A 22,487-nucleotide genomic window follows, 5' to 3' on the forward strand; every position below is an offset into this window, starting at 1 on the left:
AGCGGTTGTCCGGGTCCGCTCGGATGATTATCCGCCGACCGAGCGGGACAGAACGGCGCGGATTATAGGCAGTAACCCTTCTCGTTGTGTGGCTTAAACTGTGCGTCCCGTCTCAGCCTCGCAAGTGCTCGAGGGGCAGCTCGGTGCTTGACGACACCTGGCGCAGCACGAAGCTGGAACGAACGCTGGAGACGCCTTCGATGCGGGTCAGGGTGCCGAGTAGGAAGGCTTGGTAGTGCTCCATGTCCGGTACCACTACCTTGAGTTGGTAGTCGGCGTCCATTCCCGTGACCAGGCTGCATTCGAGCACTTCCGGGCATTTGCCAATCACCCCTTCGAAATGCTCGAAGCGCTCCGGTGTGTGTCGGTCCATGCCGATGAGCACATAGGCAGTCAGTGTCAGGCCGAGCTTCTTGCGGTCCAGCAGCGCAACTTGGCGCGCTATATAACCGTCGTCCTCAAGCTGTTTGACGCGGCGGGAACAGGGCGAGGGTGATAGGCCGATGCGTTCGGCCAACTCCTGATTTGAAATCCGCGCGTCATGCTGAAGCTCATGAAGGATGCGCAGGTCGTAACGGTCTAGTTTGCTCATTATTAGTGGCTCGAGTCAGATGATTGCGGTGAATCATGTTATGACGCGCATTGATTGCGCAAGTAGGCGATAGATGAGCAATCTTCGCAAACTTCTGCCGGTGCGGCGGGCGTAAGCTTTATTCAACTTCAGCCCCCGGCAGAAATGACACGGCACGCGATCCCCGCCGTGATCTCCGAACACCTTATCAAGGTCGACGGTCCGGGCCCCCGATGCTCACGAGGTGTCGAGAGAAGAAGCCGTTACCATCGGCCCAACGAATCGAAAAGACCACGCCCAGGCGTGGTCTTTTTCGTTTTGGCGTTTGAAACGGGGGCCCTAGATGAGCTCGCTTCCGAGCGGTTTGATAGCTTGGTTTCGCCCTGCTGGGCGCCTCACTTTTTTCAAACGCCAAAAAAGTAAGCAAAAAGTCTTGCCCCTGCATCCGGGTCTCGCTGCGCTCGACTTCCCTCATTCCATCCCCGCTACGGGGCCGGCGTACAAGGGCCATCCCTGGCCCTTTACGCCTCTCGCGGCATCCATGCCGCTCGCTCCCCTCCGCGCGGATTCCATTCGGCCTGCTGAAAGGGGCGTTCGGAGGCGTCTGGTAGTTCGTTTGTCAGGGATAAACAAAGCGTTTTTTCGCTGTTCAAAAACATTCAGACAACTCGGATTCGATTCCCCTTCAGAAGGCCGAGCGTAGGTGCTGCGCAGGGGGACGCGAGGCATGGATGCCGAGTGAGGAGTGATGGGACATGGATGTCCCTTCGCGACGCCCCCCGGAGCAGCACCGGAGGGAGGGAAGTTTTGCGAAGCAAAACCCGGATGCAGGGGTGGCCTTCTTTTTGGTTACTTTTTCTTGGCCACTCAAGAAAAAGTGACTCGCCCAGCAGGGCGAAACCAAGCGAGCGGGCCACTCGGTAATCGCCTGTAAACAGATCGCGCGGATCGGCGAATCCGTCAATCGGATCCTGTCCCGCCCTTCGGCTTCACCACCTCTAACGGATCAGCATGCACCAGCACCTCCGCCCGAGGGTACCTGGCATGAATTGCCGCCTCGACCTGCTCGCACAAGGCATGCGCCTCGATCAGCGGCAGCTGCCCGGGTAACTCCAGATGCATCTGCACAAACCAACGGGTGCCGGAAACCCGGGTGCGCAGGTCGTGGCAACCGACCACCCCGGGCACGTCACATGCGAGCTGGTGCATGTGTTCGCTGATCTCGGGCGCAAGCTCGGTATCCATCAGCACCGCGCCCGCTTCACGAACGATGCTCAGCGCACTCCAGAAGATGTACGCCGCAATAGCGATGCCGAATACGGCGTCCAGACGCTCCCAGCCGTAGCCAGCCAATACGAGGGCGACGAGGATGCTGGCGTTGAGCAGAAGATCGGAGCGGTAGTGCAACGAGTCCGCGCGAATCGCCGTGGAGCCGGTTTCGCGCACCACATGCCGTTGGTACATCAGCAGCGCCACGGTCAGCGCCAGCGACAGCAGCATCACAGCGATGCCCAGTGTTGGCGCACCCAGCGGTTGCGGATGCAGCATGCGGTCCACACCCTGGACGCAGACCAGGATCGCACTGACGGAAATGAAAGCACCCTGACCCAGCCCTGCCAGGGCTTCGGCCTTGCCATGACCATAGCGATGATCATCGTCGGCCGGGCGCAGCGAGTAATGCACCGCCAGCAGGTTGAGCAGCGAGGCGGCGCCATCCAGTAGCGAGTCGGTCAGCCCGGCCAGCAGACTGACCGACCCGCTCAGCCACCAGGCCAGTGCCTTGCTCGCGGCCAGCGTCAGTGCGACCGCCAGTGCGAGCCGTGTGGCCCGGCGCATTAACCTGGCGTGTTCGGCGCTGACGCCCTTGCGCTCGCGGGTGTGTTGCATCAGGCGGCCGGACGGAGTCCAAAGGCGGCGAGTTGCTCGACGCTACCGCTGTGCTGGATCAGGCGAGGGTCATCGAACGGCAGGTTGCGACCGGTTTCCGTTTCGATAATGGCCTTGAGTTTGGCCTGGTCTACGACGCCGTCGGCCCCGATGGCTTCCTGAAGTTTCTCGGGTGCCATCGAATAGCTGCCCTCCGGCAGATAGATCGCACCGGTCGCGAAATCGATACCGAAAGCGATCAGGCCAGGGATCACATAGAACAACAGGCCCACAGCATTGGCGATCGCGATGGCGGGGTCGATTTTGCCGTCGATCTGTCCACGGCGGTCCGGGTAGAACAGCGTGCCGCACGCCGTCAGTTGGGTAACCAGGGAGACGGCCAGCACGCCGCCGATGACACGGGAACGAGTACGCATAAAGGACCTCCGGGAAAAGTGGCGCAACTATACAAGGGCTGCGTGATGTTTTCTCGATATCAGACACTCCTGAGGTGCGCTCTGTTCGGCATCGTTGCGATGTCCGTGGCCCCGGCTCGGTTCGCCGCTGCGTGTGAGCCCGGGCCCGCTATAATCGCGACCCCGAAAGCGGAGCACCCATGATTTCCCTGCCCATCGATGAAGCCCTTCCGGCGCTGCGCCAGGCCCTGCAAAGCCGTGACGAAGCGGTACTCGAAGCGCCCCCCGGCGCCGGCAAGACCACCCGCGTGCCGCTGGCGCTGCTGGGTGAATCTTGGCTGGCCAGGCAAAAAATCCTGATGCTCGAACCGCGTCGCCTGGCAGCCCGGGCAGCGGCCGAGCGGCTGGCCAGCGAGTTGGGCGAAAAGGTCGGTGAAACGGTCGGCTATCGCATCCGGCTCGAAAGCAAGGTCGGGCCGAACACCCGTATCGAAGTGGTGACCGAAGGCATTCTTGCGCGCCGCTTGCAGGATGATCCGACGCTTGAAGATGTCGGGCTGGTGATCTTCGACGAGTTCCACGAGCGCAGCCTGGATGCCGATCTGGCCCTGGCGCTGACCCTGAACGCACGAGTGCTGCTGCGCGAAGAACCACTAAAACTCCTGCTGATGTCCGCGACGCTGGAAGGCGCGCGGCTCTCCACTCTGCTCGACGAGGCGCCGGTGGTGCGCAGTGAAGGGCGGATGTACCCGGTTGCGCAGCGTTGGGGGCGTCCGTTTCAAGCTGGCGAGCGAATTGAGCCGCGTGTGGTGCAGACCGTGCTGCAGGCGCTCGATGAGGAGCCGGGCAGCGTGCTGGTCTTCCTGTCGGGGCAGGCCGAAATTCGCCGCGTGAATGACATGCTCGCCGAGCAGCTGGCGGATCGGGGCGAAGTGATGCTCTGCCCGCTTCACGGTGAACTGGAGTTGATGGCTCAACGCGCGGCCATCGAACCCGCGCCCGCCGGCAAGCGCAAGGTGGTACTGGCGACCAACATCGCCGAGACCAGCCTCACCATCGAAGGCGTGCGGGTGGTGGTCGATGCGGGGCTGGCGCGGGTGCCGCGCTTCGATCCCGGCAGCGGCATGACGCGGCTGGAAACACGGCGTATCTCACTGGCGTCCACAACGCAGAGGGCGGGGCGGGCTGGACGCCTGGAACCCGGTACCTGCTACCGGCTTTGGTCCGAAGACCAGCACGCCCAGCTGGCCGCCTATGGGGATGCGGAAATCCTACAGGCGGATCTGGCCGGCGTGGCGCTGCAGCTGGCGCGCTGGGGTGTCGAGCCGGATGAGCTCGCCTGGCTGGACAAGCCGCCTGCTGCGGCTTACCGGCAGGCGCAGGATCTGCTGGAGCGTCTCGGTGCGCTCGGTCGGAGTGCTCGCGGCGGCTGGCAGTTGACGGCCCACGGCCAGGCCATGGCCGAACTGCCCGCTCACCCGCGTATCGCCCATCTGCTGCTGCGCGGTCAGGCGCTGGGCCTCGCGCCGCTGGCCGCCGATCTCGCTGCACTGCTGGTGGAGCGCGATATCCAGCGCGGCGGCGAGCGCGGCGGCGCTGACATTTCCACCCGTCTCGGCCTGCTCGACGGCAGCGCGGGGCGGCATGCCGGCGCACAACGGGTGCGCCAGCTGGCCCGACAGTTTCGCGGCCTGCTGCGCGGGCCTTCGGCGCCGACACCGGTCGATGCTTCCGATCATCGCTGGCACGGCGCGTTGCTGGCGTTTGCCTATCCCGACCGGATCGCCCGGCAGCGCCGTGATGGCGGCGGCGAATATCGACTGGCCAACGGTCGAGCGGCTGTATTCGGCGAGCCGGACGCCCTGATGAAAGAGGCTTGGCTGGTGATCGCCGAACTGGGCAGTCGTCAGGGCCAGCGCGAGGAGCGCATCTACCGCGCGGCGGCACTGGACCCCGCACTGTTCGAGGAGGTGCTGGCCGAGCAGGTCAGCCAGCGCGACGAACTGGAATGGGACGAGCGCGAAGGTGTGCTGCGCGCCGAGCGGCAGCGGCGCGTCGGCGAGCTGATCCTCAGTCGCGAACCCTTGCCGGGGCTGGATGACGAGGCCCGTGGCCGCGCGCTGCTCGGGCTGGTGCGGCGCAAGGGTCTGGAGCTGCTGCCCTGGACCCCGGAGCTGCGCCAGTGGCAGGCGCGGATCGGCCTGCTCAGGCAGCTCGATCTGCGCACGGGCGACTCAAGTGAATGGCCCGACGTCAGCGACGCGGCACTGTTGGAGCGGCTCGAAGACTGGTTGCTGCCGTATCTGGGCAAGGTTTCGCGGCTGGCGCACTTCGCTGGGCTCGACCTTCAGAGCATGCTCGCGACCTTGTTGCTCTGGCCGCTGCCACAGCGACTCGACGAACTGGCACCGGTCGCCATTGCCGTGCCATCCGGTTCGCGCGTGCGGCTCGACTACAACGAATCACCGCCGGTGCTGGCGGTGCGTCTGCAGGAACTGTTCGGTTTGGCCAACACGCCGCGCATCGCTGGCGGCCGGCAAGTGGTGAAGCTGCATCTGCTGTCGCCCGCGCGCCGGCCGGTGCAGGTGACCCAGGATCTGGCTAGCTTTTGGGCCAACACCTACATCGAGGTGAAGAAGGACCTCAAAGGCCGATATCCCAAACATTACTGGCCCGACGACCCCTTGATCGCCGAACCGACGGCGCGGGTCAAACCACGGAAGTAAGCCGCAGGACTCAGTCTTTCGGCGCCCGATAGAGGTGTCTTGTGTCGACGTTGTATAGCGCCGAATCGGCAAACGCCTCGGCCGTCAGCACCCGGCCGACAAGGATCAATGCAGTACGGCGAAAGCCTTTCTCGCTGACCTTCGCCTCGATGTCCGCCAGCGTGCCCATGACCCAATCCTGATCGGGCCAGCTGGCGCGGTGCACCACGGCAATTGGGCAATCCCCGCCGTAATGCGGCAACAGCTCGGCCACTATGCGCGACAGGTGCTGCACACCAAGGTGTATCGCCATGGTTGCGCCGTGCCGCGCCAGATCATGCAGCTGCTCACCGGGTGGCATGTCGGATTTTGTGGCGTAGCGGGTCATGATCAGCGTCTGGGAGACCTGCGGCAGCGTCAGTTCGACGTCCAGCAGTGCAGCGCAGGCGGCCGTTGCGGTCACGCCCGGGATGATCTGAAAGGCGATGCCCAGCCGGCGCAGATGACGAATCTGCTCGCCGATGGCGCCGTAAAGCGACGGGTCGCCCGAATGTACCCGTGCCACGTCCTGGCCCTTGGCATCGGTCTGCTGGATCAGCTCGATGATTTCACTCAGGTGCAACTCCGCCGTGTTGATCACCAGCTCGGCGCTGTTGCCTTCGAGCACGGCGGCAGGGACCAGCGAGCCGGCATAGAGAATGACCGGGCAACTACGCACCAGGCGCTGCCCTTTGACGGTGATCAGTTCCGGGTCGCCAGGGCCGGCGCCGATGAAATAGACGGTCATGCAAACTCCAATCAGGAAAGGCGGGCGACGGCGAGCGCGCAGGTCGCATTGGCAGAACGCAGCTTGCTGCACAGCAACCGGGCTTTGTCGTGACTCAGGGTATCGGCTTGTGCCAGGGCGCTGGCCTCGGCGAGTCCGGCGCTGCCGGTCAGCATTTTGCTGAGCGGCGAGGCCTCGCTGAGCGCCGCATCATAAGGCGCGAGCTGCGCGGCTGACAGCAAGGCAAGGGGCAACGCCAGGTGCGCTGCCAGCTCGTGCAGGCCCGGCTCGTCCGCTTTTCGCTCACTGCTGGCCAGGCAACTGAGCGCGGTGATCGTCAATCCATGCTCGCGTAACGCACGATGCAGAAGCGCCTCGAGCTCGATCCGGCTGCACCCCTGGCGGCATCCAAGACCCGCGACGTACAACGATCCGCCTGACCCTGCTCGGGGGCTGGATGCGGCTGGATCGTTTAGGGCGGTCTGGATGGGCATGGCGCTCGGGCGTATGGACCGCGGCTGGCACGGTGTGAACAAAGGGCGCGCAAGGACACCACGAAGCTTTTCCCGAGGTCAACCGTGGCGATTGACCCGCTCTCAGGCTCTGCGTAGCCTTCACGGGTCGAGGTTCTCTGGCGCTGCCAGAGCTAAGAGGGAACACGGAAAGCCGTGGCTGCCCCCGCAACTGTAAATGACTGACCCTTGGGTGCGCCGAGTAGCTGGCGCTCCAGCCACTGCGCATGACGCGGGAAGGCGAGGGTGATGGCAGACGCGCCATGCGTCGCCCGGTCGTGAGCCAGGAGACCTGCCTCGCCACACATTGACAACCGGGCGGGGTGCTCCGGTGGTGCTTGTTGGCGCGTTGTCGCCACGTAAGTGTCCGCCTGCCTGCTCATCTTTTTCCGATGCTCGCAGGGCCACGATGAAAACCCTTTCCAAACTTCCCGTCACCATCGTCACCGGCTTTCTCGGCGCCGGCAAAACCACCTTGCTGCGCCACATGCTGGCCAACGCCGAAGGGCGGCGGATCGCCGTGATCGTCAACGAGTTCGGCGAGCTGGGCATCGATGGCGAGATCCTCAAGCAGTGCTCCATCGGCTGCAGCGAAGAAGAGGCCAACGGCCGCGTTTTCGAACTGGCCAATGGCTGCCTCTGCTGCACCGTCCAGGAAGAGTTCTTCCCGGTCATGCGCGAGCTGGTGGCGCGCCGGGGCGATCTCGACCATATCCTCATCGAAACCTCGGGCCTGGCATTGCCCAAGCCGCTGGTGCAAGCCTTCAACTGGCCTGAGATCCGTAACGCCTGCACCGTCGATGCGGTGATCACCGTGGTCGACAGCCCGGCGGTGGCGGCCGGCACCTTTGCCGCCTTCCCCGATCAGGTCGATGCTCAGCGCAAGCTCGATCCCAACCTCGATCACGAGTCGCCGCTGCACGAGCTGTTCGCCGATCAGCTGGCCAGTGCCGATCTGGTCATCCTCAACAAGGCCGACCTGCTGAGCCCCGAGGCGCTCGCTGCGGTGCGGGCCGAGGTGGCTGAGGAGCTTCCCGAAGCAGTCAAGGTCATCGAGGCGCACGGCGGCGAGCTGCCGTTGAACGTGCTGCTGGGTCTCGATTGCGAAACCGAGCTGCACATCGATGGGCGCAAGACGCATCACGATCTCGAAGGCCATGAAGAACACGATCATGAAGCCTTCGACTCGTTCGCGGTCGAGCTGCCGGAGGTGCCTGAAGACAAGCTGCTGCACGTATTGAAGAGCGCCGTGATCAAGCACGGAATCCTGCGCATCAAGGGCTTCGCCGCGGTTCCGGGCAAGCCCATGCGCCTGCTGTTGCAGGGCGTCGGGCAACGGTTCGACAAGCACTTCGATCGTCCCTGGCAGGCTGGTGAAGCACGCGTCAGCCGGCTGATCATCATCGGCCAGTCACTCGACCCGTCGGCGATAGATACCGAACTGAACGCTGCATTGGCGGGCTGACCGGCCGTGCATCTGCTGCGCACCCAGCCCGGCCAGCAATTGCCGGCCGACAGCATTGCCGACCTGGGCCAGACGCCTGGGGACATCGTCGTGCTGTGCACGGGTGATTCGCACCTGTCACTGCTTGCCGAGGTGGCCGGACAACTGCCCGAGGACTACCCCAGCCTGCGGCTGGCGAGCCCGGCGCAGTTGGGCAACAACGCGTCCATCGACTTCTATGTCGAGCAGGTGTTGCAGCACGCCAAGGTCATCCTGATTTCCGTGCACGGTGGCGTCAGTTACTGGCGCTACGGGATCGAGCGGCTGGTGGAGCTAGGCCAGCGCGGCGCTACCGTCATCATGGTCCCGGGCGATGACTGTGCCGATCCCGAGCTGAGCGAGCTGAGCAACGTGCCGGCCGAGGATAGCCACCGGCTGTGGCAGTTCTTGCGCCAGGGTGGTTTGGACAACGCGCGGCAGTTTTTCCATTGCATCGCCAACCGTTGGCTGGGCCGTGACTACCCCTGGCACGAGCCAGAGGCGCTGGCGCGGGTGGCGATCTATCACCCGCATCATCCATCCGCGACGCTGGCTGACTGGCAGCGCGACTGGCGCGCGGATGCACCGGTGGTTGGCCTGATCTTCTATCGCACTCAAGTGCAGGCGGCGAACACCGGCTTTATCGATACCTTCTGCGAGAGGCTGACTGCCCAAGGGCTTAACCCCTTGCCCATCGCAGTTGCGAGCCTGAAGGAGGCGGCTTGTCTGACGCAGGTCGAAGCCTGGCTGGAGCAGAGCGGCGCCGCGGTGATCATCAACACCACGGGCTTCGCCCAGTCCAGCCCGGACGCGCCAAACCTGCGGCCGTTTCGGCTGGACGTGCCGGTGCTGCAGGCCATCTGCGCGCTGGACAATCATGAACAGTGGCATGCCAATGCCCAGGGTCTGGGCTCGCGTGACCTGGCGATGCATGTCGTGCTGCCGGAGCTGGACGGTCGGCTGATCACCCGACCCATCAGCTTCAAGGGCCTGGCGTGGCGCAGCGAGCGCAGCCAGAGCGACGTGATCTGCTACCAGCCGCATCTGCCGGGCATGGACCACGTGGCAGAGCTGGCCTGGCGCTGGACCCGACTGGCGCGGCTGCCGAACAGTGACAAGCGCGTCGCCCTCATCCTGGCCAACTACCCCACACGAGACGGCCGCATCGGCAACGGCGTCGGCCTGGATACCCCGGCCGCCGCTCTGAACATCCTCCGTGCGCTGCAGGCGCAGGGGTATCCGGTTGCCGACCTGCCCGAGAGCGGCACTGCGCTGATCCATGAGCTACTTGGTGGCGTCACCAACGATCTCGACAACCTCGACCTGCGGCCCTGTGCCCAGAGCCTGTCGCTGGAGGAATACCGGGCGTTCTTCGATCGTCTGCCGGCCGCCAATCAGCAGGCGGTGATCGATCGCTGGGGCGCGCCCGAGCAGGACCCGATGTTTAGGGCTGGTCGGCTGATGATCGCCGGGCTGCGTTTCGGTTCTACCTTCGTTGGCATCCAGCCGGCGCGTGGTTATCAGCTGGACGCCGCTGCGATGTACCACGATCCCGATCTGGTGCCGCCGCATGGCTACCTCGCGTTCTATGGATGGTTGCGCAAAATCTACGGCGCCGATGCGGTCATCCACGTCGGCAAGCATGGCAATCTCGAATGGCTCCCCGGCAAGAGCGTCGGTCTGTCCGACGGCTGCTGGCCGGACGTGGTGCTCGGCGCCATGCCTAATATCTATCCCTTCATCGTCAACGACCCGGGCGAGGGCGCTCAGGCCAAACGGCGCACCCAGGCGGTGATCATCGATCACCTCATGCCGCCGCTGACCCGCGCCGAAAGTTACGGCCCGCTGCGCGACATCGAACGATTGGCCGATGAGTACTACGAAGCCAGCCAGCTCGACCTGCGCCGTGCGGCCGAGCTGCGCAGCGAGATCCTGGTGCTGGTGCGTGCGGCCAATCTCGACCGAGAGCTGGGGCTGCAGCTCAGCGACGATCCGAACAGCTGGCTGCCGCAGCTCGATGCCTACCTCTGCGACCTGAAAGAGTCGCAGATACGCGATGGGTTGCACGTCTTTGGCGAGTCTCCCGGCGGGCAACTGCGGCGCGACACCTTGCTCGCGCTGCTGCGTATTCCGCGTGGTGACGGGCAGGGCGCCAATGCAAGTCTGCTGCGCGCCCTGGCCGATGATCTGGCCCTGGGCTTTGACCCCGTCGATTGCGACATGGCGGCGGCCTGGCACGGGCCGCGTCCGGACCTGTTGGCACACTGCGACGCCAGTCTCTGGCGCACCGCGGGCGATACCCGTGAGCGGCTGGAGCTGCTTGCGCTGGAGATGATCGAAAGCGAATCCGCAGGTGTCGGGCCCGCCAGTCGTGACGTGGTGCAGCAGCTGCGAGGCCGGATCGCACCATTGCTCGACAGCTGTGGGAGCAAAGAAATGGCCGGCTTGCTGGCCGCATTGCAGGGCCGTTTCGTCCCTGCTGGCCCCAGTGGTGCGCCGAGCCGGGGACGTATCGATGTGCTGCCGACGGGGCGTAACTTCTACACCGTCGATGTGCGCAACCTGCCGACGCCTACGGCCTGGCGAATCGGCGTGCAGGCGACCGAGCGGCTGCTCGAACGGCATATGCAGGATCACGGTGATTATCTGCGGCAACTTGGCCTGTCCATGTGGGGCACCGCGACCATGCGCACCGGCGGCGACGATATCGCCCAGGCCATGGCGCTGCTGGGTGTGCGACCGGTCTGGCAGGCGGGAAGCGGGCGTCTGGAACGCTTTGAGATCGTGCCGCTCGAAGAGCTGGGTCGGCCGCGGGTGGATGTGACGCTGCGGGTTTCCGGCTTTTTCCGCGATGCCTTCAGCAACCTGATCCGCGTATTCGACGAGGCGGTGCAGGCGGTGGCCGATCTCGACGAACCAGAGGACATGAACCCGCTGTCGGCTCGGGTCTGGCGCGAATCGCTCGAACTTGAAGACGGTGGCCTTGATGAGCCGGAGGCGCGGCGTCAGGCCGGCTGGCGCATCTTCGGCTCCATGCCGGGCGCCTATGGCGCCGGCGTGCAGAACGTCATCGAAGACCGCCGCTGGCAGAGCCGCGAAGACCTGGCCGAGGTCTACCTGAACTGGGGCGGCTATGCCTACGGCAAGGATGCCGAAGGCCTGCCGGCGCGGGCGCGCTTCGCCGAGCGGCTGCAGCAGGTTCAGGCCGTGTTGCAGAATCAGGACAACCGCGAACACGACATTCTCGACTCCAACGACTACTACCAGTTTCAGGGCGGCATGCTGGCCGCCGCCGAGACCCTGCGCAGCGGGTCGGTCGCGAGTTACCACGGCGACAACAGCCAGCCGGACAACCCGAAAATCCGCAGCCTGAAAGAAGAGCTGGGCCGGGTGGTGCGTTCGCGTGCGGCGAACCCCAAGTGGATCGCCGGCATGAAGCGCCACGGCTACAAGGGCGCGTTCGAACTGGCTGCCACGGTGGATTACCTGTTCGCCTTCGATGCCACCACCGAACTGATCGACGATCACCAGTACGCGCTATTGGCGGATGCCTACGTGCTGGACGGCGACACTCGGGAGTTCATCCAGCAGCACAATCCCGAAGCGCTGAAAGACATCCTCGAACGCCTGCTGGAAGCCCAGCAGCGCGGTCTCTGGGAAGAGCCAGGCGAGTATCGGGAAGCGCTGGAAAACCTGCTGATCGACAGTGAGGAATCATGAGCAGGCGCATTTCCTTCGAGCCACGGGAGCGGACTGGCCGCGAGTCTCGCTTGTCCTTTGCTAGCAGGATATCGCTGTGGCGTAACCCGCCATCGGTGCAGCACGTGCCATCGCGTGGTGGGTTACGCGGCGCATCACGATCGCCTGCGTATCGTCGTCCGGCGTTCTGCGCTGCTAACCCATCCTACGTACCGCTTTTCGCTCCCACGGATGCCTGCCATGCCCGATAGCCATTTTCCACTCGCCGCCGTGGTCGGAGCCGATGACCTCAAGCTGGCCCTTTGTCTGGCAGCAATCGATCCCGCGATTGGCGGTGTGTTGATCGAAGGCCCTCGCGGCATGGCCAAATCGACCCTGGCGCGCGGGCTGGCGGACCTGCTGCCGAGCGGCCAGTTCGTCACCTTGCCGCTGGGCGCCAGTGAAGAACGCATCGTCGGCTCGCTGGATCTCGATGCCGCATTGGGCGAGGGACGCGCCGAGTTTTCTCCGGGTTTGCTGGCCAAGGCCGATGGCGGCGTGCTCTACGTCGACGAGGTGAATCTGTTGCCGGACCATCTGGTCGACCTGTTGCTCGATGCAGCCTCCAGCGGCGTCAATCACGTCGAGCGTGACGGCGTGTCCCATCGCCACGCGTCGCGCTTCGTCCTCATCGGCACCATGAACAGCGAGGAAGGCGAGCTGCGTCCGCAGCTGCTCGACCGTTTCGGCTTGAACGTTGCGCTCGATGCCCAGCCGCAGCCCGCTCAGCGAGCGGAAATCGTGCGCCGCCGGCTGGGTTTCGATGCCGATCCCGTCAGGTTCCTGTCCAGCTGGTCGGTTGAGCAGGAGGCGTTGCGAACGCGCTGCCAGAGCGCTCGGACACTCTTGCTGGACATCCCGCTGGACGATGCCGCACTGGAGCAGATCAGCCAGCGCTGCTTTGCAGCTCAAGTCGATGGTTTGCGAGCGGATCTGGTCTGGCTGCGCGCGGCCCGTGCTCATGCGGCCTGGCGCGCCTCGGCTCGAATCGAGGATGAAGATATCGAGGCCGTCGCCGGTTTCGTGCTGCGCCATCGTCAGGGCCGCGCAGCGCCTCCTTCATCGACTCCGCAATCACCGCCCCCACGTGAGCCCGACCAGCCCAGCGCGCCTCGGCAGCAAAACGAGGGAGCAGGTGACTGGGGGCAGATGCCGGCCCAGGCGCAGCCCGTTGGCGCTCGTCGAGAGCCGCCGCAATGGCCAAAAAAGTCCTGAGCATCCGCCCACCCAGCGCCCGCGGCGCGGATGCACGAGCAGCACCGGGCAGCATTAACGGTGGTCGGCAGGGCGCCGCTCGCAGTGGCGCAGCGGGACGGATCGACTGGGCAGCCACCTTTTTGCTCAACGGAAGACCGCTCCGCCGTGTAGATCTGGTGATGCGACCCCGCAGCCTCCGGGCAAGCGAGCTGTGGCTGGTCATCGTCGATGCTTCGGGCTCGACGCGTCGACATGGCGCGCTGAGCAAGGCCAAGGGGCTGCTCGGTGAAGTCTTCGAACAGGCACGGCGTCAACGTGTCCGTCTGGCTTTGATGCAAGCCAACGGAACGCGCGCCGACTGGGTGTGGCCGGGCCGCAAGGTCGAAGCTGCACAGCAGCAATGGCTGGCTGATCTCGGTGCCGGCGGCGGTACGCCCTTGCTGGACGCACTGCAGCAGGCGGCCGATTGGCAGACGCGTCGACAACGCCTGAAGCCCGCCGAACAGCATCGACTGCTGATCCTCACGGATGGCCGGCTGCGTGACGCTGGAGCCCTGAACCCAAGCCGCTGTCCGGCCCTGCTGGTGGATATCGAGAGCTCACCTATTCGCCTAGGCCGCGCACGGCAATTGGCCGAACAACTGGGCGCGGAGTATCGACACATCGATACGCTCGCGGCCCTGAACGACCCTGTCTAAACGACAAATCTTTAGCGAATGGAGCCCCACCCCGTGAAGACCCTGTTGATCATCGGCATTGGTGCAGGCGATCCCGATTTCCTGACGGTACAGGCGATCAAGGCGCTGAACCGCGTCGACGTGTTTTTTCTGATGGACAAGGGCGCCTCGAAGGATTCACTCATCCACCTGCGCAAGCACATCTGCGAGCGCTTCATCGAACAGCCGGGGTATCGCTTCGTCGAAGCCGAATGCCCCGAGCGCGTTCGAGGTGTCGCCGACTACCGGGCCAGCGTCGTCGACCTTAATCAGGACAAACAGCGGGTGTTCGAGCAGATGGTTCACCACGAGCTGGCCGATGGTGAGGTGGGCGGTTTTCTGGTCTGGGGCGACCCGGCGCTGTATGACAGCACGCTGCGTATCGTCGAGGACATCGTGCAAGCCAGCCCGGAGCCCATCACCTACGAGGTGATTCCCGGCATCACCAGTCTGCAGGCGCTGGCGGCCAGGCATAAGGTCTGCTTCAACAGCATCGGCCAGGCCTTTCAGGTCATGCCCGCCCGGCGACTGGCCGAGGGTTTTCCCGAGGGGCTGGATAGTGTGCTGGTGATGCTTGATGCGCGGGACACCTATTGCCTGTTCGTCGATCAGGAGATGGATATCTACTGGGGCGCATACGTGGGCACTGCGGATGAAGTGCTGATTGCCGGAAAGGTAGGGGAGGTTGAAGAGCAGATCCGCAGCACCCGCGCCGAGTTGCGCGAGCGGCATGGCTGGATCATGGACAGCTATCTGCTGCGTCGCCGCAGCGCTGACGAGGCTTGAACGTCAGCGCCGGGCCTGGCCTGATCAGGCAGTCGCGAGGGTTTTGACCGTAGTGAAGCGGCTGATCAGCGGGTTGTCCGCATAACGCTTGAGCGTGCGCACAACCAGGCAGGTGAACAGCGGCTCGAGCAACACCAGCGGCAGGTAGGACACGGCGAACAGCGCCCAATTCTGCAGCGGCGTGGGTTCGTTACCCAGCGACAGCCAGAAACCGACCATCAGCACTACACCGCCGTAGAAGGCCGCGTCGAACTTGACCACTTCGGCCCAGCGAATCACGCGCCCGCCTTCGGCGAAGAAGTGCCGGCCGAGCAGGCCGTGAGCGGCGATCAGCGGCAGGATCAGGGACAGCGAGTTGACCGCCAGGTGCACCAGATCGGTCGGCTCGAACAGCAACCCTTGCAGCAGCAAGCCGATGGCGAATCCGAACAGCGTCGGCACGAAGCCGAAGATCACGTACACCGCCGACGCACCCACGAAATGGAGCTCCGAGGCGCCGACCGGCATGTGAAAGACCTCCATGAATATGGAGAAGAACAGCGCGGCGAGCAGGGTTTTGATCCAGATGTCGGGCCGCCACATCAGCTTGGGCAGGAACACCGCCAATGTTGAAACGGCAGCAGCGTTGGCAAAGACGATTTTTGCGGCGTTGAGTACGCCAGGTTCGATATGCATCGTTCTCCCTCCGAGGGATGCGGGTTGAAAGGCGCCGGGATCGGCACGCTGATGGCAGGTCTCCTGGCTCGCGGGTCGTCGTGCACCTGCGTCTTCCCAGCCGATCAGGCCAGTGACTTCATTGCAGGTGAACTCGCCGTTCACAGTTGCGGGGGCAGCGCAGGAATAGCCCGTGGGCGTACCTGCTTCCCTCTTGCCTCTGCCTTTGGGGCAGAACCATCAAGCGTCGCTAGGGTAATGGGTTTGCCTGTATTGATCACGTCTAAAACGCGGGTTCGGTTCAGTTGTCCGGATAGCTTCTGGGGGTATAGACCCATTCGCCACTGCCGGGCTTGGCAAATCGGCAGGTCTGCGATGAGCCGATGATGACCAGCGTGCGCATGTCCACCTGTTCGGGCACTAGCTCGCCAAGCGTGGTGACGGTCAGCGCTTCGGCTGGTCGCCCCACATCGCGACCCAGCACCACCAGGGTTTCCGGGCTGCGCTGTTGGCGGAGGATTTCCAACGCCCGACCGAGCTGCCACGGCCGCGCCTTGGAAATGGGATTGTAGAAGGCCATGACCAGATCGGCCGAAGCTGCGTGCTCCAGGCGCTTTTCGATCATCGCCCAGGGTTTGAGATTGTCCGATAGCGAGAGCATGCAGAAGTCGTGGCCCAGCGGCGCGCCGGCTTTGGCGGCGGTGGCAAGCGCCGCGGAAACGCCTGGCAGCACCTGCAGATCCACAGCGTGCCAGCGCGGGTCGCTTGATGCGTGCAGCGCTTCCAGTACCGCGGCAGCCATGGCAAACACACCGGGGTCGCCGGACGAGATCACCACGACCCGTCGACCGCTGGCGGCGAGTTCGAACGCGTGGCCCGCGCGCTGCAGTTCTTCGCGGTTGTCGCTGCTGTGGCTGATCTGACCCGGCCGTAGCGGGCCGGCCATGCGGATATAGGTTTCGTAACCGAGCAGGTCCTGCGCACTGTCCAGTGCCTGCCGCGCCGCAGGCACCATGAATTCGGCCGCGCCCGGGCCGAGGCCGATCACCGTCAGGGAGCCGCGTGGTTGACCAATCTTCTCGATGTCGATGGGCTCATCTGCCAGTAGCAGTCGTGCGCGATGGCTGCGGCTGTGTGGCGGCGGCAGCTGCGCTGCGTCCTCGCTGTAACGGATCGGCAGGCCCAACTGGTTGGCGGTGTACTGCACATCGGCGTCGGTCATGAGGTCGAGCGGAGCGACCAGGCAGGCGAGGCTGCGCAGAGAAAAGCCGGATTCATCGATCAGCCGCTGCACCTCGGCATCCAATTCCGGGCCGCCGCTTTCGACGTGAATCGCGACCTGTTGGGGGTGGATGCACAGGGTAGAAGCATCATCCTGCTTGAGCGGGCTGACGCTCACCCGGTGTTGCGCGCTCGGGTCGAGCGGCAGGCTGAGTTCATCCAGCCAGGGCGCCGGACCTTCGACGCACACAGGCGCACCTGCCAGCAGGTCGCTGACGAACCGCTTGCCCTGCTCCAGATCCGCCAGCACGTAACCGGGCGGGGGGGAGAGCAGGCAGGCGCCGAAGCGCAGCTCGCCGCTGGTGGTGATGGCCGGGCTGACTTCCAGCACAGCGGCAATCTCTCGCGCCATCCGGTTTACGCCTGCCAGGCCGCCGAGCAGCGGCACCACGGCGCTGCCGTCTTCGCCAACCACCAGCACAGGCGGCTCGTTGTCCTTGTCGCCGAGTACCGGGGCCAGGCTGCGGATCACGATGCCTGCCGCGCACAGCGCAATGATCGGGGTATTGGCTCGATACAGATCGCGCAAGTGCTCGCCGAAGTTTTCGTACGGCGTGTCGACCTCGTCAGCGCGTCCGCTCAGCCCATGAACCTGTGCTCCCGGATAGAGGCGTTGAATCCGTCTGGCGGTGTCGAGGGCGGAGGCGCCGAGTACGACGATCGCGGGTGCTGTGGTGGCTGGGTCGGGCATAGGGATCCGATATCAGAAAACGTGGGTTGGGCTCGGTACGGCTGCTAGCCGCGCCATTTCTCGCCAGGAACCAAGATCATCGAGAAGTACGGGGACGACATGGGCTCCACCTCATCCAGCGGGACGATCTTCTGATTGGCCATGGTGGCTCGTTCGACGTAGTGCGCGCGCTTTTCCAGTCCGAGCTCCTGCAGCACGCGGCGGACCTTTTCGAAGTTGCGCCCGAGCTTCATGATCACCGCTGCTTCGGCATCGCGCAGGCGTTGCTTGAGCTCCGCCTCCGGCAGCACGCCGGACAGCACCGACAAGCTCTGATTGCGATAGACCAGTGGCGTGCCGAGCACCGACGTACAGCCCAGCATCGAGCAAACACCGGGCACGACCTCGACCGGATAGTCCGCCGCCAGTCGGTCGTGCAGGTACATGTAGGAACCGTAGAAGAACGGATCGCCTTCGCAGATCACCGCCACGTCTCGCCCGGCGTCGAGCTCGGCGGCAATCTGAATCGCGCAAGTATCGTAGAAGTCTGCGATCACATCCTCGTAGGAGAGCGGCGGCGCGAGCTTTTCGGTGGTGACCGGATAGACCAGCGGCATGCGCTGCTGCTGGTCGGTCAGGTGTTGCTCGATGATCCCGAAGGCGTTGCCGCCGTGGCCCTTGTTGGCTTTCGCCTTGGCCACGAAATAACCGACCACCGCCGCGCTCTGCAGCAGACGCAGGGCCTTCAGCGTAATCAGTTCAGGATCGCCCGGGCCCACGCCCAGACCGATCAGCCGTCCTTTGCCCGCCATCATTCCACCTCCGTGGCGATGGCGTTGACCGCTGCTACCGCCATCGCACTGCCGCCGCGCCGACCACGCACCACCACGTAGGGCACGCCGCGGCTGTCCGCCGCCAGCGCATCCTTGGACTCCTCCGCACCGATGAAACCGACCGGCATGCCGATGATCAGCGCAGGCTTTGGCGCGCCGGCATCGAGCATTTCCAGCAGGTAGAACAGCGCAGTCGGCGCGTTGCCGATCACCACCACGCTGCCCTCCAGATGCTCACGCCAGTGCTCCAGCGCAGCGGCTGAGCGGGTATTGCCGAGACTCTTGGCGAGGTCCGGCACGTCGTCCTCGTGCAGGGTGCAGATGACCCGGTTGTTCTTCGGCAAGCGCGGCCGGGTAATGCCTTCGGCAACCATGCGCGCGTCGCAGAGGATCGGCGCGCCGGCCTGCAGCGCTGCTCGGCCAGCCGCACCGGCGCCCGGAGAAAATGCCAGGTCGCTGACGATGTCGACCATCCCGCAGGCGTGGATCACCCGCACGGCGAGCTTTTCCATGTCAGGCGGAATCGCGCTGAGGTCGGCTTCTGCACGAATGGTGGCGAAGGAGCGCCGGTAGATTTCCTGACCGTCGCGGATGTAATCAAGCATGGGTGCGTCCCGTTGCGTGGTGTTGGGCGAGCCATGCGCCCGCTTGGTCGATGGTCATAGGTGAGGCCAGTGTTTGACCGAAGCCGGCCATTCCTGCCGCGCGCTCGAACAGCTGGTATCGGTTGTCGCCCACGGCAAGCAGGGTGAAAGGTGCGACATGCGCGGCCGCACATGAGCGCGAGCAGCCGCTGAGATGTACCTGCGGGCGGGCATCGTGCTGTTGCAGGCAGCCTGCCAGTGTGAGGGCGTCGTGTTTAGTGTCGGCAAGGCCCCGCGCGCAGCCGGCGGAGCCGGTGCAGGCGATCAGGGTGGCCAGCGGGGCGGCTCTATTGGTGAGCAGTCCTGCTTGTTCGAGGGCTGCGAGTACGGTGTCCGCCTCATGGATCTGCACGTTTGGAATCAGCAGGCCCTGCCAGGGCGTCAGTCGTAGGCTGCCATCGCCGTGCAGCCCCGCCAGTTCGGCGACAGCAAGAAGCTGTTGAGCGTCGATCCGCCCCAGCGGCGCGCTGGCCGCCACCATCGCCAGTCCTGGCTGGCGTTGCGCGACGATGCCAAATGGCGCGTCTGCCGGTGGGGTGTGCCGTTGCCAATCGGCCGGCGCGGGCGAAACAGCAATGGGCAGGCGTGCCTTTACCTGCCGCAATAGTTCTTCGGCCGGGGTGGATTCGAGCAGCTGGCGCATACGGCTCTGCTCCGGGCCAGCGCACTCAAGAAAGGTCAGCAGGATCGCTTCGACCAGCTGTACGGCGTCCGCCGCAGCGACCATGCCCAGAGGCCTGTCAGTCGGGCAACCCGCCAGCCCGAACACAAGCTGCTGCGGGGCGCCGGGGAGGGCGCGCAACCAGAGATCATGGGCATGTTCGAGCATGCACAGGCTCTCGCCGCCATCGAGCTGGATAGCGAACTTGGCGGACAAGGCGTGCAGCGCTCGGTTGTCCTGCAGCAGGGTTAGCAGGTCTTCGGCCAGCGGACGGGTGTCCATGTGCTGCTGGTGATCCAGCCCGGCAGCGGGGCTCAGCATGAGGTTTCGCACGTCGTCGGCATCGGCCACCGACGGGCCGAGATTCGCGGCGAGCAATGCGCGGATCAGGTCTTGCTCCGATTCGGCACGTACACCACGGATCTGCAGGTTGCTGCGGTTGGTCAGCTCGAGCACACCGCTGGCGAAGCGCTGCGCTGCCTCGGCGATTGCGCGGGCCTGGCTCGCGGCAAGAACGCCGCCGGGCAATTTGACTCGGCAGATGCCACCGTCCAGCGCCTGCACGATGCGCAGCAGGCCGGGACACGCGCTGGGGTGTGGAACGGGCAGTTCAGTCATGGAAGGCATGGTCGCGCACGGTGTCACCTGAAACTAAAGACGCGGCGACCAGACCGGCAGAGTTCGGAGAACTCCGTTGGCATCGGTACACCCCGCCCGATGTTGGCACTCGCGACCAGCGTCGTCGGCAGGTCTCCTGGCTGACAGGTCTTCATCATCCGCGGCCTTCCCGGTTTCCCAGTGGCATGCGTGCGGAGGATTCGCTGTTTACAGTTGCGGGGGCAGCTCGGTCACGATCATCAGATCGCTCCGTATTCCCTCTTAGGCCCTTGGCGTAGTCGCGGCGGGCACCGACGAAGGCGCTATTATGCCCGCTTTGCCCGACGACGCGACAGCCAAGCCTGTCGCCCGACAAAGGCAGGGCTTGGCGATGTGGGGAAAGCGGATGACACCCTGGTTGACGGTGGTAGGGATCGGCGAGGACGGTTGGGCCGGGCTCGGCGAAGCGGCTCGACAGGCACTCGGTGAGGCAACACGCATCATCGGCGGCGAACGGCAGCTGGCGTTGTTGCCCGACGACCTGCAGGGTAGGGGAGAACACTGGCCGAGCCCGTTCAGTCTTGACCCGGTCCTGTCACGCCGGGGCACGCCGATGTGCGTACTGGCGAGCGGCGATCCAATGTTCTATGGCGTCGGTGCCACCTTGGCGCGCCAACTGGATGCCGCTGAGATGCGCGTGTTTTCAGCGCCGTCGTCCGTATCACTGGCGGCGACGCGCCTTGGCTGGCCACTGCAGGACGCGGAGGTTGTTTCCCTGGTCGCGAGGCCGCTCGCGGCGCTGAACGCCCGGCTTTTCCCCGGTGCCCGCCTGTTAATTCTCTGCAATGACGGAACCAGCCCCGCTCAGGTGGCGCAGTTGCTAACGAACCGGGGCTTCGGCGCGAGCCGTTTGACCGCGCTTGAGCATCTGGGCGGCGCCAAGGAACGGCGGCTGGATTCCCTTGCAGCAGACTGGGCGTTCGATGCCGTCGCGGATCTGAATCTGCTGGCCGTCGAATGCCTGGCCGACGCGGATGCCCAGTGCCTGCCGCTCACACCCGGTCTTGCCGATCACCTCTACCGACACGACGGCCAGCTGACCAAACGGGACGTGCGGGCGCTGACCCTGGCTCGCCTCGCACCCATGACCGGCGAGCTGCTTTGGGACGTCGGCGCCGGCTGCGGCTCCATCGGCATCGAATGGATGCGCGCGCATCCCAGTTGCCGCGCCATCGCGGTAGAGGCCGATGCGGGGCGTCAGGCCCATATCGAACATAACCGCGACGCGCTGGGGGTTCCCGCATTGAAATTGGTGGCCGGTCACGCACCGCAGGCATTGGCAAATCTTCCTGCGCCGGATGCGATCTTCATCGGTGGCGGCGTCACGGTTGCGGGTGTGATGGAGCAGTGCTGGGCCAGCCTGAAGCCCGGTGGCCGGCTGTTGGCCAATGCCGTGACCCTGCAGAGCGAGGCGCTGCTGATGAGCTGGCGTGAGCGCATCGGCGGCGAGCTGACCCGGGTGTCGGTGGCACACGCTCAGCCGCTTGGCGGTTTCGACACTTGGCGTGGCGCGCTGCCGATCACGCTGCTGCAGGTCGAGAAGCCGCGATGAAGCGCGTCCTGCTGCTTGGCGGTACGGGCGATGCCCTGCGACTTGCTCGCAGCCTCGGGCCGTCGCATATCTACAGCCTCGCCGGCCTGGGCCGCGTGCCCGACGACCTCAAATGTCAGGTCCGCGTCGGTGGCTTTGGCGGTGCGCAAGGGCTGGCGGAATACATCACGGCCGAACGTATCGACCTGCTGGTCGACGCCACGCACCCCTACGCGGCGCAGATCAGCACTAACGCAGCAATAGCGGCGGAACAGGCGGGAATTCCATGCTGGGCGTTGCGTCGGCCAGCCTGGGAAGCAGGCGAGGGGGACAATTGGCGCGAGGTGAACGACTGGGCGGAGCTGATCGGTGCCCTGGGCGATTTCCAGCGGCCGTTCTTCACGCTCGGGCGCGAGCCGCTGGCGCACCTGCACGAAATTCCTGAACACCAGCACTGGACGGTGCGCTGCCTGGATGCTCAGCCGACCATTACTCGCGCCGAGGTCATTGGTGATCGCGGCCCGTTCGATCTGGAACGCGAGCGCCAGCTGTTCGAGCGGTTGAACTGCGATGTGTTGATCAGCAAGAACAGCGGCGGCGATTCCACCGAACCGAAACTGCAGGTGGCTCGCGAGCGAGGCCTGCCGGTGTTGCTGCTGCGGCGGCCGATGCTGCCGGCGGTCACTCGGGAATTCGCTCATCGTGATGAGCTGCTTTCTGCGCTCAAAACCATCGGAGTCGTGCCCGGCTAGTGATCACTCGCCTCTGTCTGGCGCTGCTAGACTGCGCGCCGCTAAGGA

Annotated in this window: 18 protein-coding genes and 3 riboswitches; of the genes, 8 read left to right on the forward strand and 10 right to left on the reverse strand. The window is 64.8% G+C overall.

What is annotated here, in order from left to right; translation table 11 throughout:
- Positions 1–112: 112 nt before the first annotated feature.
- The 3 genes from NA619_RS03645 to NA619_RS03655 all read right to left on the reverse strand — a co-directional run bounded on the left by NA619_RS03645 (position 113) and on the right by NA619_RS03655 (position 2,874).
- Entirely contained in the window at positions 113–592 is a 480-nt protein-coding gene (locus NA619_RS03645) for an Lrp/AsnC family transcriptional regulator (RefSeq protein ID WP_255960029.1), read from the reverse strand.
- Positions 593–1,531: 939 nt separating this feature from the next.
- Positions 1,532–2,458 (reverse strand): cation diffusion facilitator family transporter, encoded by a 927-nt coding sequence (locus NA619_RS03650; RefSeq protein ID WP_255960031.1) that lies wholly within the window; start codon positions 2,456–2,458, stop codon positions 1,532–1,534.
- Positions 2,458–2,874, reverse strand: coding sequence for a polyribonucleotide nucleotidyltransferase (locus NA619_RS03655; protein ID WP_255960033.1), 417 nt, complete (start codon positions 2,872–2,874; stop codon positions 2,458–2,460). Before NA619_RS03655 ends, NA619_RS03650 begins: the two co-directional genes overlap by 1 nt.
- Before the next feature lie 179 nt (positions 2,875–3,053).
- Between NA619_RS03655 and hrpB the strand changes: the two genes are divergently transcribed.
- On the forward strand, positions 3,054–5,579 hold the full coding sequence (gene hrpB / locus NA619_RS03660; protein WP_255960035.1) for an ATP-dependent helicase HrpB: 2,526 nt from the start codon (positions 3,054–3,056) through the stop codon (positions 5,577–5,579).
- A 10-nt stretch (positions 5,580–5,589) separates the two neighbouring features.
- On the opposite strand, the gene cobM is transcribed toward hrpB, so the two are convergent.
- Together cobM and NA619_RS03670 are read right to left on the reverse strand one after the other, a co-directional pair.
- Positions 5,590–6,345 (reverse strand): precorrin-4 C(11)-methyltransferase, encoded by a 756-nt coding sequence (cobM, locus tag NA619_RS03665; protein WP_255960037.1) that lies wholly within the window; start codon positions 6,343–6,345, stop codon positions 5,590–5,592.
- Positions 6,346–6,356: 11 nt separating this feature from the next.
- Positions 6,357–6,818, reverse strand: a complete 462-nt coding sequence (locus NA619_RS03670; protein ID WP_255960039.1) for a cobalamin biosynthesis protein — start codon at positions 6,816–6,818, stop codon at positions 6,357–6,359.
- A gap of 113 nt (positions 6,819–6,931) precedes the next feature.
- A riboswitch (cobalamin riboswitch) is annotated at positions 6,932–7,150 on the forward strand.
- A gap of 95 nt (positions 7,151–7,245) precedes the next feature.
- Here NA619_RS03670 and cobW point away from each other — a divergent pair.
- The 5 genes from cobW to cobF all read left to right on the forward strand — a co-directional run bounded on the left by cobW (position 7,246) and on the right by cobF (position 14,756).
- Positions 7,246–8,301, forward strand: a complete 1,056-nt coding sequence (gene cobW / locus NA619_RS03675) for a cobalamin biosynthesis protein CobW (RefSeq protein ID WP_255960041.1) — start codon at positions 7,246–7,248, stop codon at positions 8,299–8,301.
- 6 nt (positions 8,302–8,307) lie between these two features.
- Entirely contained in the window at positions 8,308–12,039 is a 3,732-nt protein-coding gene (cobN, locus tag NA619_RS03680; protein WP_255960043.1) for a cobaltochelatase subunit CobN, read from the forward strand.
- A gap of 219 nt (positions 12,040–12,258) precedes the next feature.
- On the forward strand, positions 12,259–13,272 hold the full coding sequence (locus NA619_RS03685; RefSeq protein ID WP_255960045.1) for an ATP-binding protein: 1,014 nt from the start codon (positions 12,259–12,261) through the stop codon (positions 13,270–13,272).
- Positions 13,254–13,952, forward strand: coding sequence for a vWA domain-containing protein (locus NA619_RS03690; protein ID WP_255960047.1), 699 nt, complete (start codon positions 13,254–13,256; stop codon positions 13,950–13,952). The genes NA619_RS03685 and NA619_RS03690 overlap by 19 nt, the downstream gene beginning before the upstream one ends.
- Before the next feature lie 33 nt (positions 13,953–13,985).
- Positions 13,986–14,756, forward strand: a complete 771-nt coding sequence (cobF, locus tag NA619_RS03695) for a precorrin-6A synthase (deacetylating) (RefSeq protein WP_255960049.1) — start codon at positions 13,986–13,988, stop codon at positions 14,754–14,756.
- Positions 14,757–14,780: 24 nt separating this feature from the next.
- On the opposite strand, the gene NA619_RS03700 is transcribed toward cobF, so the two are convergent.
- From NA619_RS03700 to cobG, 5 genes are all read right to left on the reverse strand, one after another.
- Positions 14,781–15,431, reverse strand: a complete 651-nt coding sequence (locus NA619_RS03700) for an energy-coupling factor ABC transporter permease (RefSeq protein WP_255960051.1) — start codon at positions 15,429–15,431, stop codon at positions 14,781–14,783.
- A 36-nt stretch (positions 15,432–15,467) separates the two neighbouring features.
- Positions 15,468–15,667: riboswitch (cobalamin riboswitch) on the reverse strand.
- A gap of 44 nt (positions 15,668–15,711) precedes the next feature.
- Entirely contained in the window at positions 15,712–17,382 is a 1,671-nt protein-coding gene (cobJ, locus tag NA619_RS03705) for a precorrin-3B C(17)-methyltransferase (RefSeq protein ID WP_255960052.1), read from the reverse strand.
- 44 nt (positions 17,383–17,426) lie between these two features.
- On the reverse strand, positions 17,427–18,176 hold the full coding sequence (locus tag NA619_RS03710) for a precorrin-2 C(20)-methyltransferase (protein WP_255960054.1): 750 nt from the start codon (positions 18,174–18,176) through the stop codon (positions 17,427–17,429).
- Entirely contained in the window at positions 18,173–18,799 is a 627-nt protein-coding gene (locus NA619_RS03715; protein ID WP_255960056.1) for a precorrin-8X methylmutase, read from the reverse strand. Before NA619_RS03715 ends, NA619_RS03710 begins: the two co-directional genes overlap by 4 nt.
- Positions 18,792–20,126, reverse strand: a complete 1,335-nt coding sequence (gene cobG / locus NA619_RS03720; protein ID WP_255960058.1) for a precorrin-3B synthase — start codon at positions 20,124–20,126, stop codon at positions 18,792–18,794. The genes NA619_RS03715 and cobG overlap by 8 nt, the downstream gene beginning before the upstream one ends.
- 100 nt (positions 20,127–20,226) lie before the next feature.
- A riboswitch (cobalamin riboswitch) is annotated at positions 20,227–20,427 on the reverse strand.
- 75 nt (positions 20,428–20,502) lie between these two features.
- On the opposite strand from cobG, the gene cbiE reads away from it, so the two are divergent.
- Both cbiE and NA619_RS03730 read left to right on the forward strand, forming a co-directional pair.
- Positions 20,503–21,708 (forward strand): precorrin-6y C5,15-methyltransferase (decarboxylating) subunit CbiE, encoded by a 1,206-nt coding sequence (gene cbiE, locus NA619_RS03725; protein WP_255960155.1) that lies wholly within the window; start codon positions 20,503–20,505, stop codon positions 21,706–21,708.
- Positions 21,705–22,439, forward strand: coding sequence for a cobalt-precorrin-6A reductase (locus NA619_RS03730; protein WP_255960060.1), 735 nt, complete (start codon positions 21,705–21,707; stop codon positions 22,437–22,439). The genes cbiE and NA619_RS03730 overlap by 4 nt, the downstream gene beginning before the upstream one ends.
- Positions 22,440–22,487: the final 48 nt, after the last annotated feature.

This window comes from Stutzerimonas stutzeri (assembly GCF_024448895.1).
GTDB classification, from domain to species: Bacteria; Pseudomonadota; Gammaproteobacteria; order Pseudomonadales; family Pseudomonadaceae; genus Stutzerimonas; species Stutzerimonas stutzeri_Q.

What these genes read in the sequence shown, in the direction of transcription:
- NA619_RS03650 (WP_255960031.1), bottom strand. Translation starts at nt 2,458, where the DNA reads ATGCAACACACCCGCGAGCGCAAGGGCGTCAGCGCCGAACACGCCAGG.
- NA619_RS03645 (WP_255960029.1), bottom strand. Translation starts at nt 592, where the DNA reads ATGAGCAAACTAGACCGTTACGACCTGCGCATCCTTCATGAGCTTCAG.
- NA619_RS03655 (WP_255960033.1), bottom strand. Translation starts at nt 2,874, where the DNA reads ATGCGTACTCGTTCCCGTGTCATCGGCGGCGTGCTGGCCGTCTCCCTG.
- NA619_RS03690 (WP_255960047.1), top strand. Translation starts at nt 13,254, where the DNA reads ATGGCCAAAAAAGTCCTGAGCATCCGCCCACCCAGCGCCCGCGGCGCG.
- hrpB (WP_255960035.1), top strand. Translation starts at nt 3,054, where the DNA reads ATGATTTCCCTGCCCATCGATGAAGCCCTTCCGGCGCTGCGCCAGGCC.
- NA619_RS03670 (WP_255960039.1), bottom strand. Translation starts at nt 6,818, where the DNA reads ATGCCCATCCAGACCGCCCTAAACGATCCAGCCGCATCCAGCCCCCGA.
- NA619_RS03730 (WP_255960060.1), top strand. Translation starts at nt 21,705, where the DNA reads ATGAAGCGCGTCCTGCTGCTTGGCGGTACGGGCGATGCCCTGCGACTT.
- NA619_RS03685 (WP_255960045.1), top strand. Translation starts at nt 12,259, where the DNA reads ATGCCCGATAGCCATTTTCCACTCGCCGCCGTGGTCGGAGCCGATGAC.
- NA619_RS03710 (WP_255960054.1), bottom strand. Translation starts at nt 18,176, where the DNA reads ATGATGGCGGGCAAAGGACGGCTGATCGGTCTGGGCGTGGGCCCGGGC.
- cobG (WP_255960058.1), bottom strand. Translation starts at nt 20,126, where the DNA reads ATGCCTTCCATGACTGAACTGCCCGTTCCACACCCCAGCGCGTGTCCC.
- cobJ (WP_255960052.1), bottom strand. Translation starts at nt 17,382, where the DNA reads ATGCCCGACCCAGCCACCACAGCACCCGCGATCGTCGTACTCGGCGCC.
- NA619_RS03715 (WP_255960056.1), bottom strand. Translation starts at nt 18,799, where the DNA reads ATGCTTGATTACATCCGCGACGGTCAGGAAATCTACCGGCGCTCCTTC.
- cbiE (WP_255960155.1), top strand. Translation starts at nt 20,503, where the DNA reads ATGACACCCTGGTTGACGGTGGTAGGGATCGGCGAGGACGGTTGGGCC.
- cobM (WP_255960037.1), bottom strand. Translation starts at nt 6,345, where the DNA reads ATGACCGTCTATTTCATCGGCGCCGGCCCTGGCGACCCGGAACTGATC.
- NA619_RS03700 (WP_255960051.1), bottom strand. Translation starts at nt 15,431, where the DNA reads ATGCATATCGAACCTGGCGTACTCAACGCCGCAAAAATCGTCTTTGCC.
- cobW (WP_255960041.1), top strand. Translation starts at nt 7,246, where the DNA reads ATGAAAACCCTTTCCAAACTTCCCGTCACCATCGTCACCGGCTTTCTC.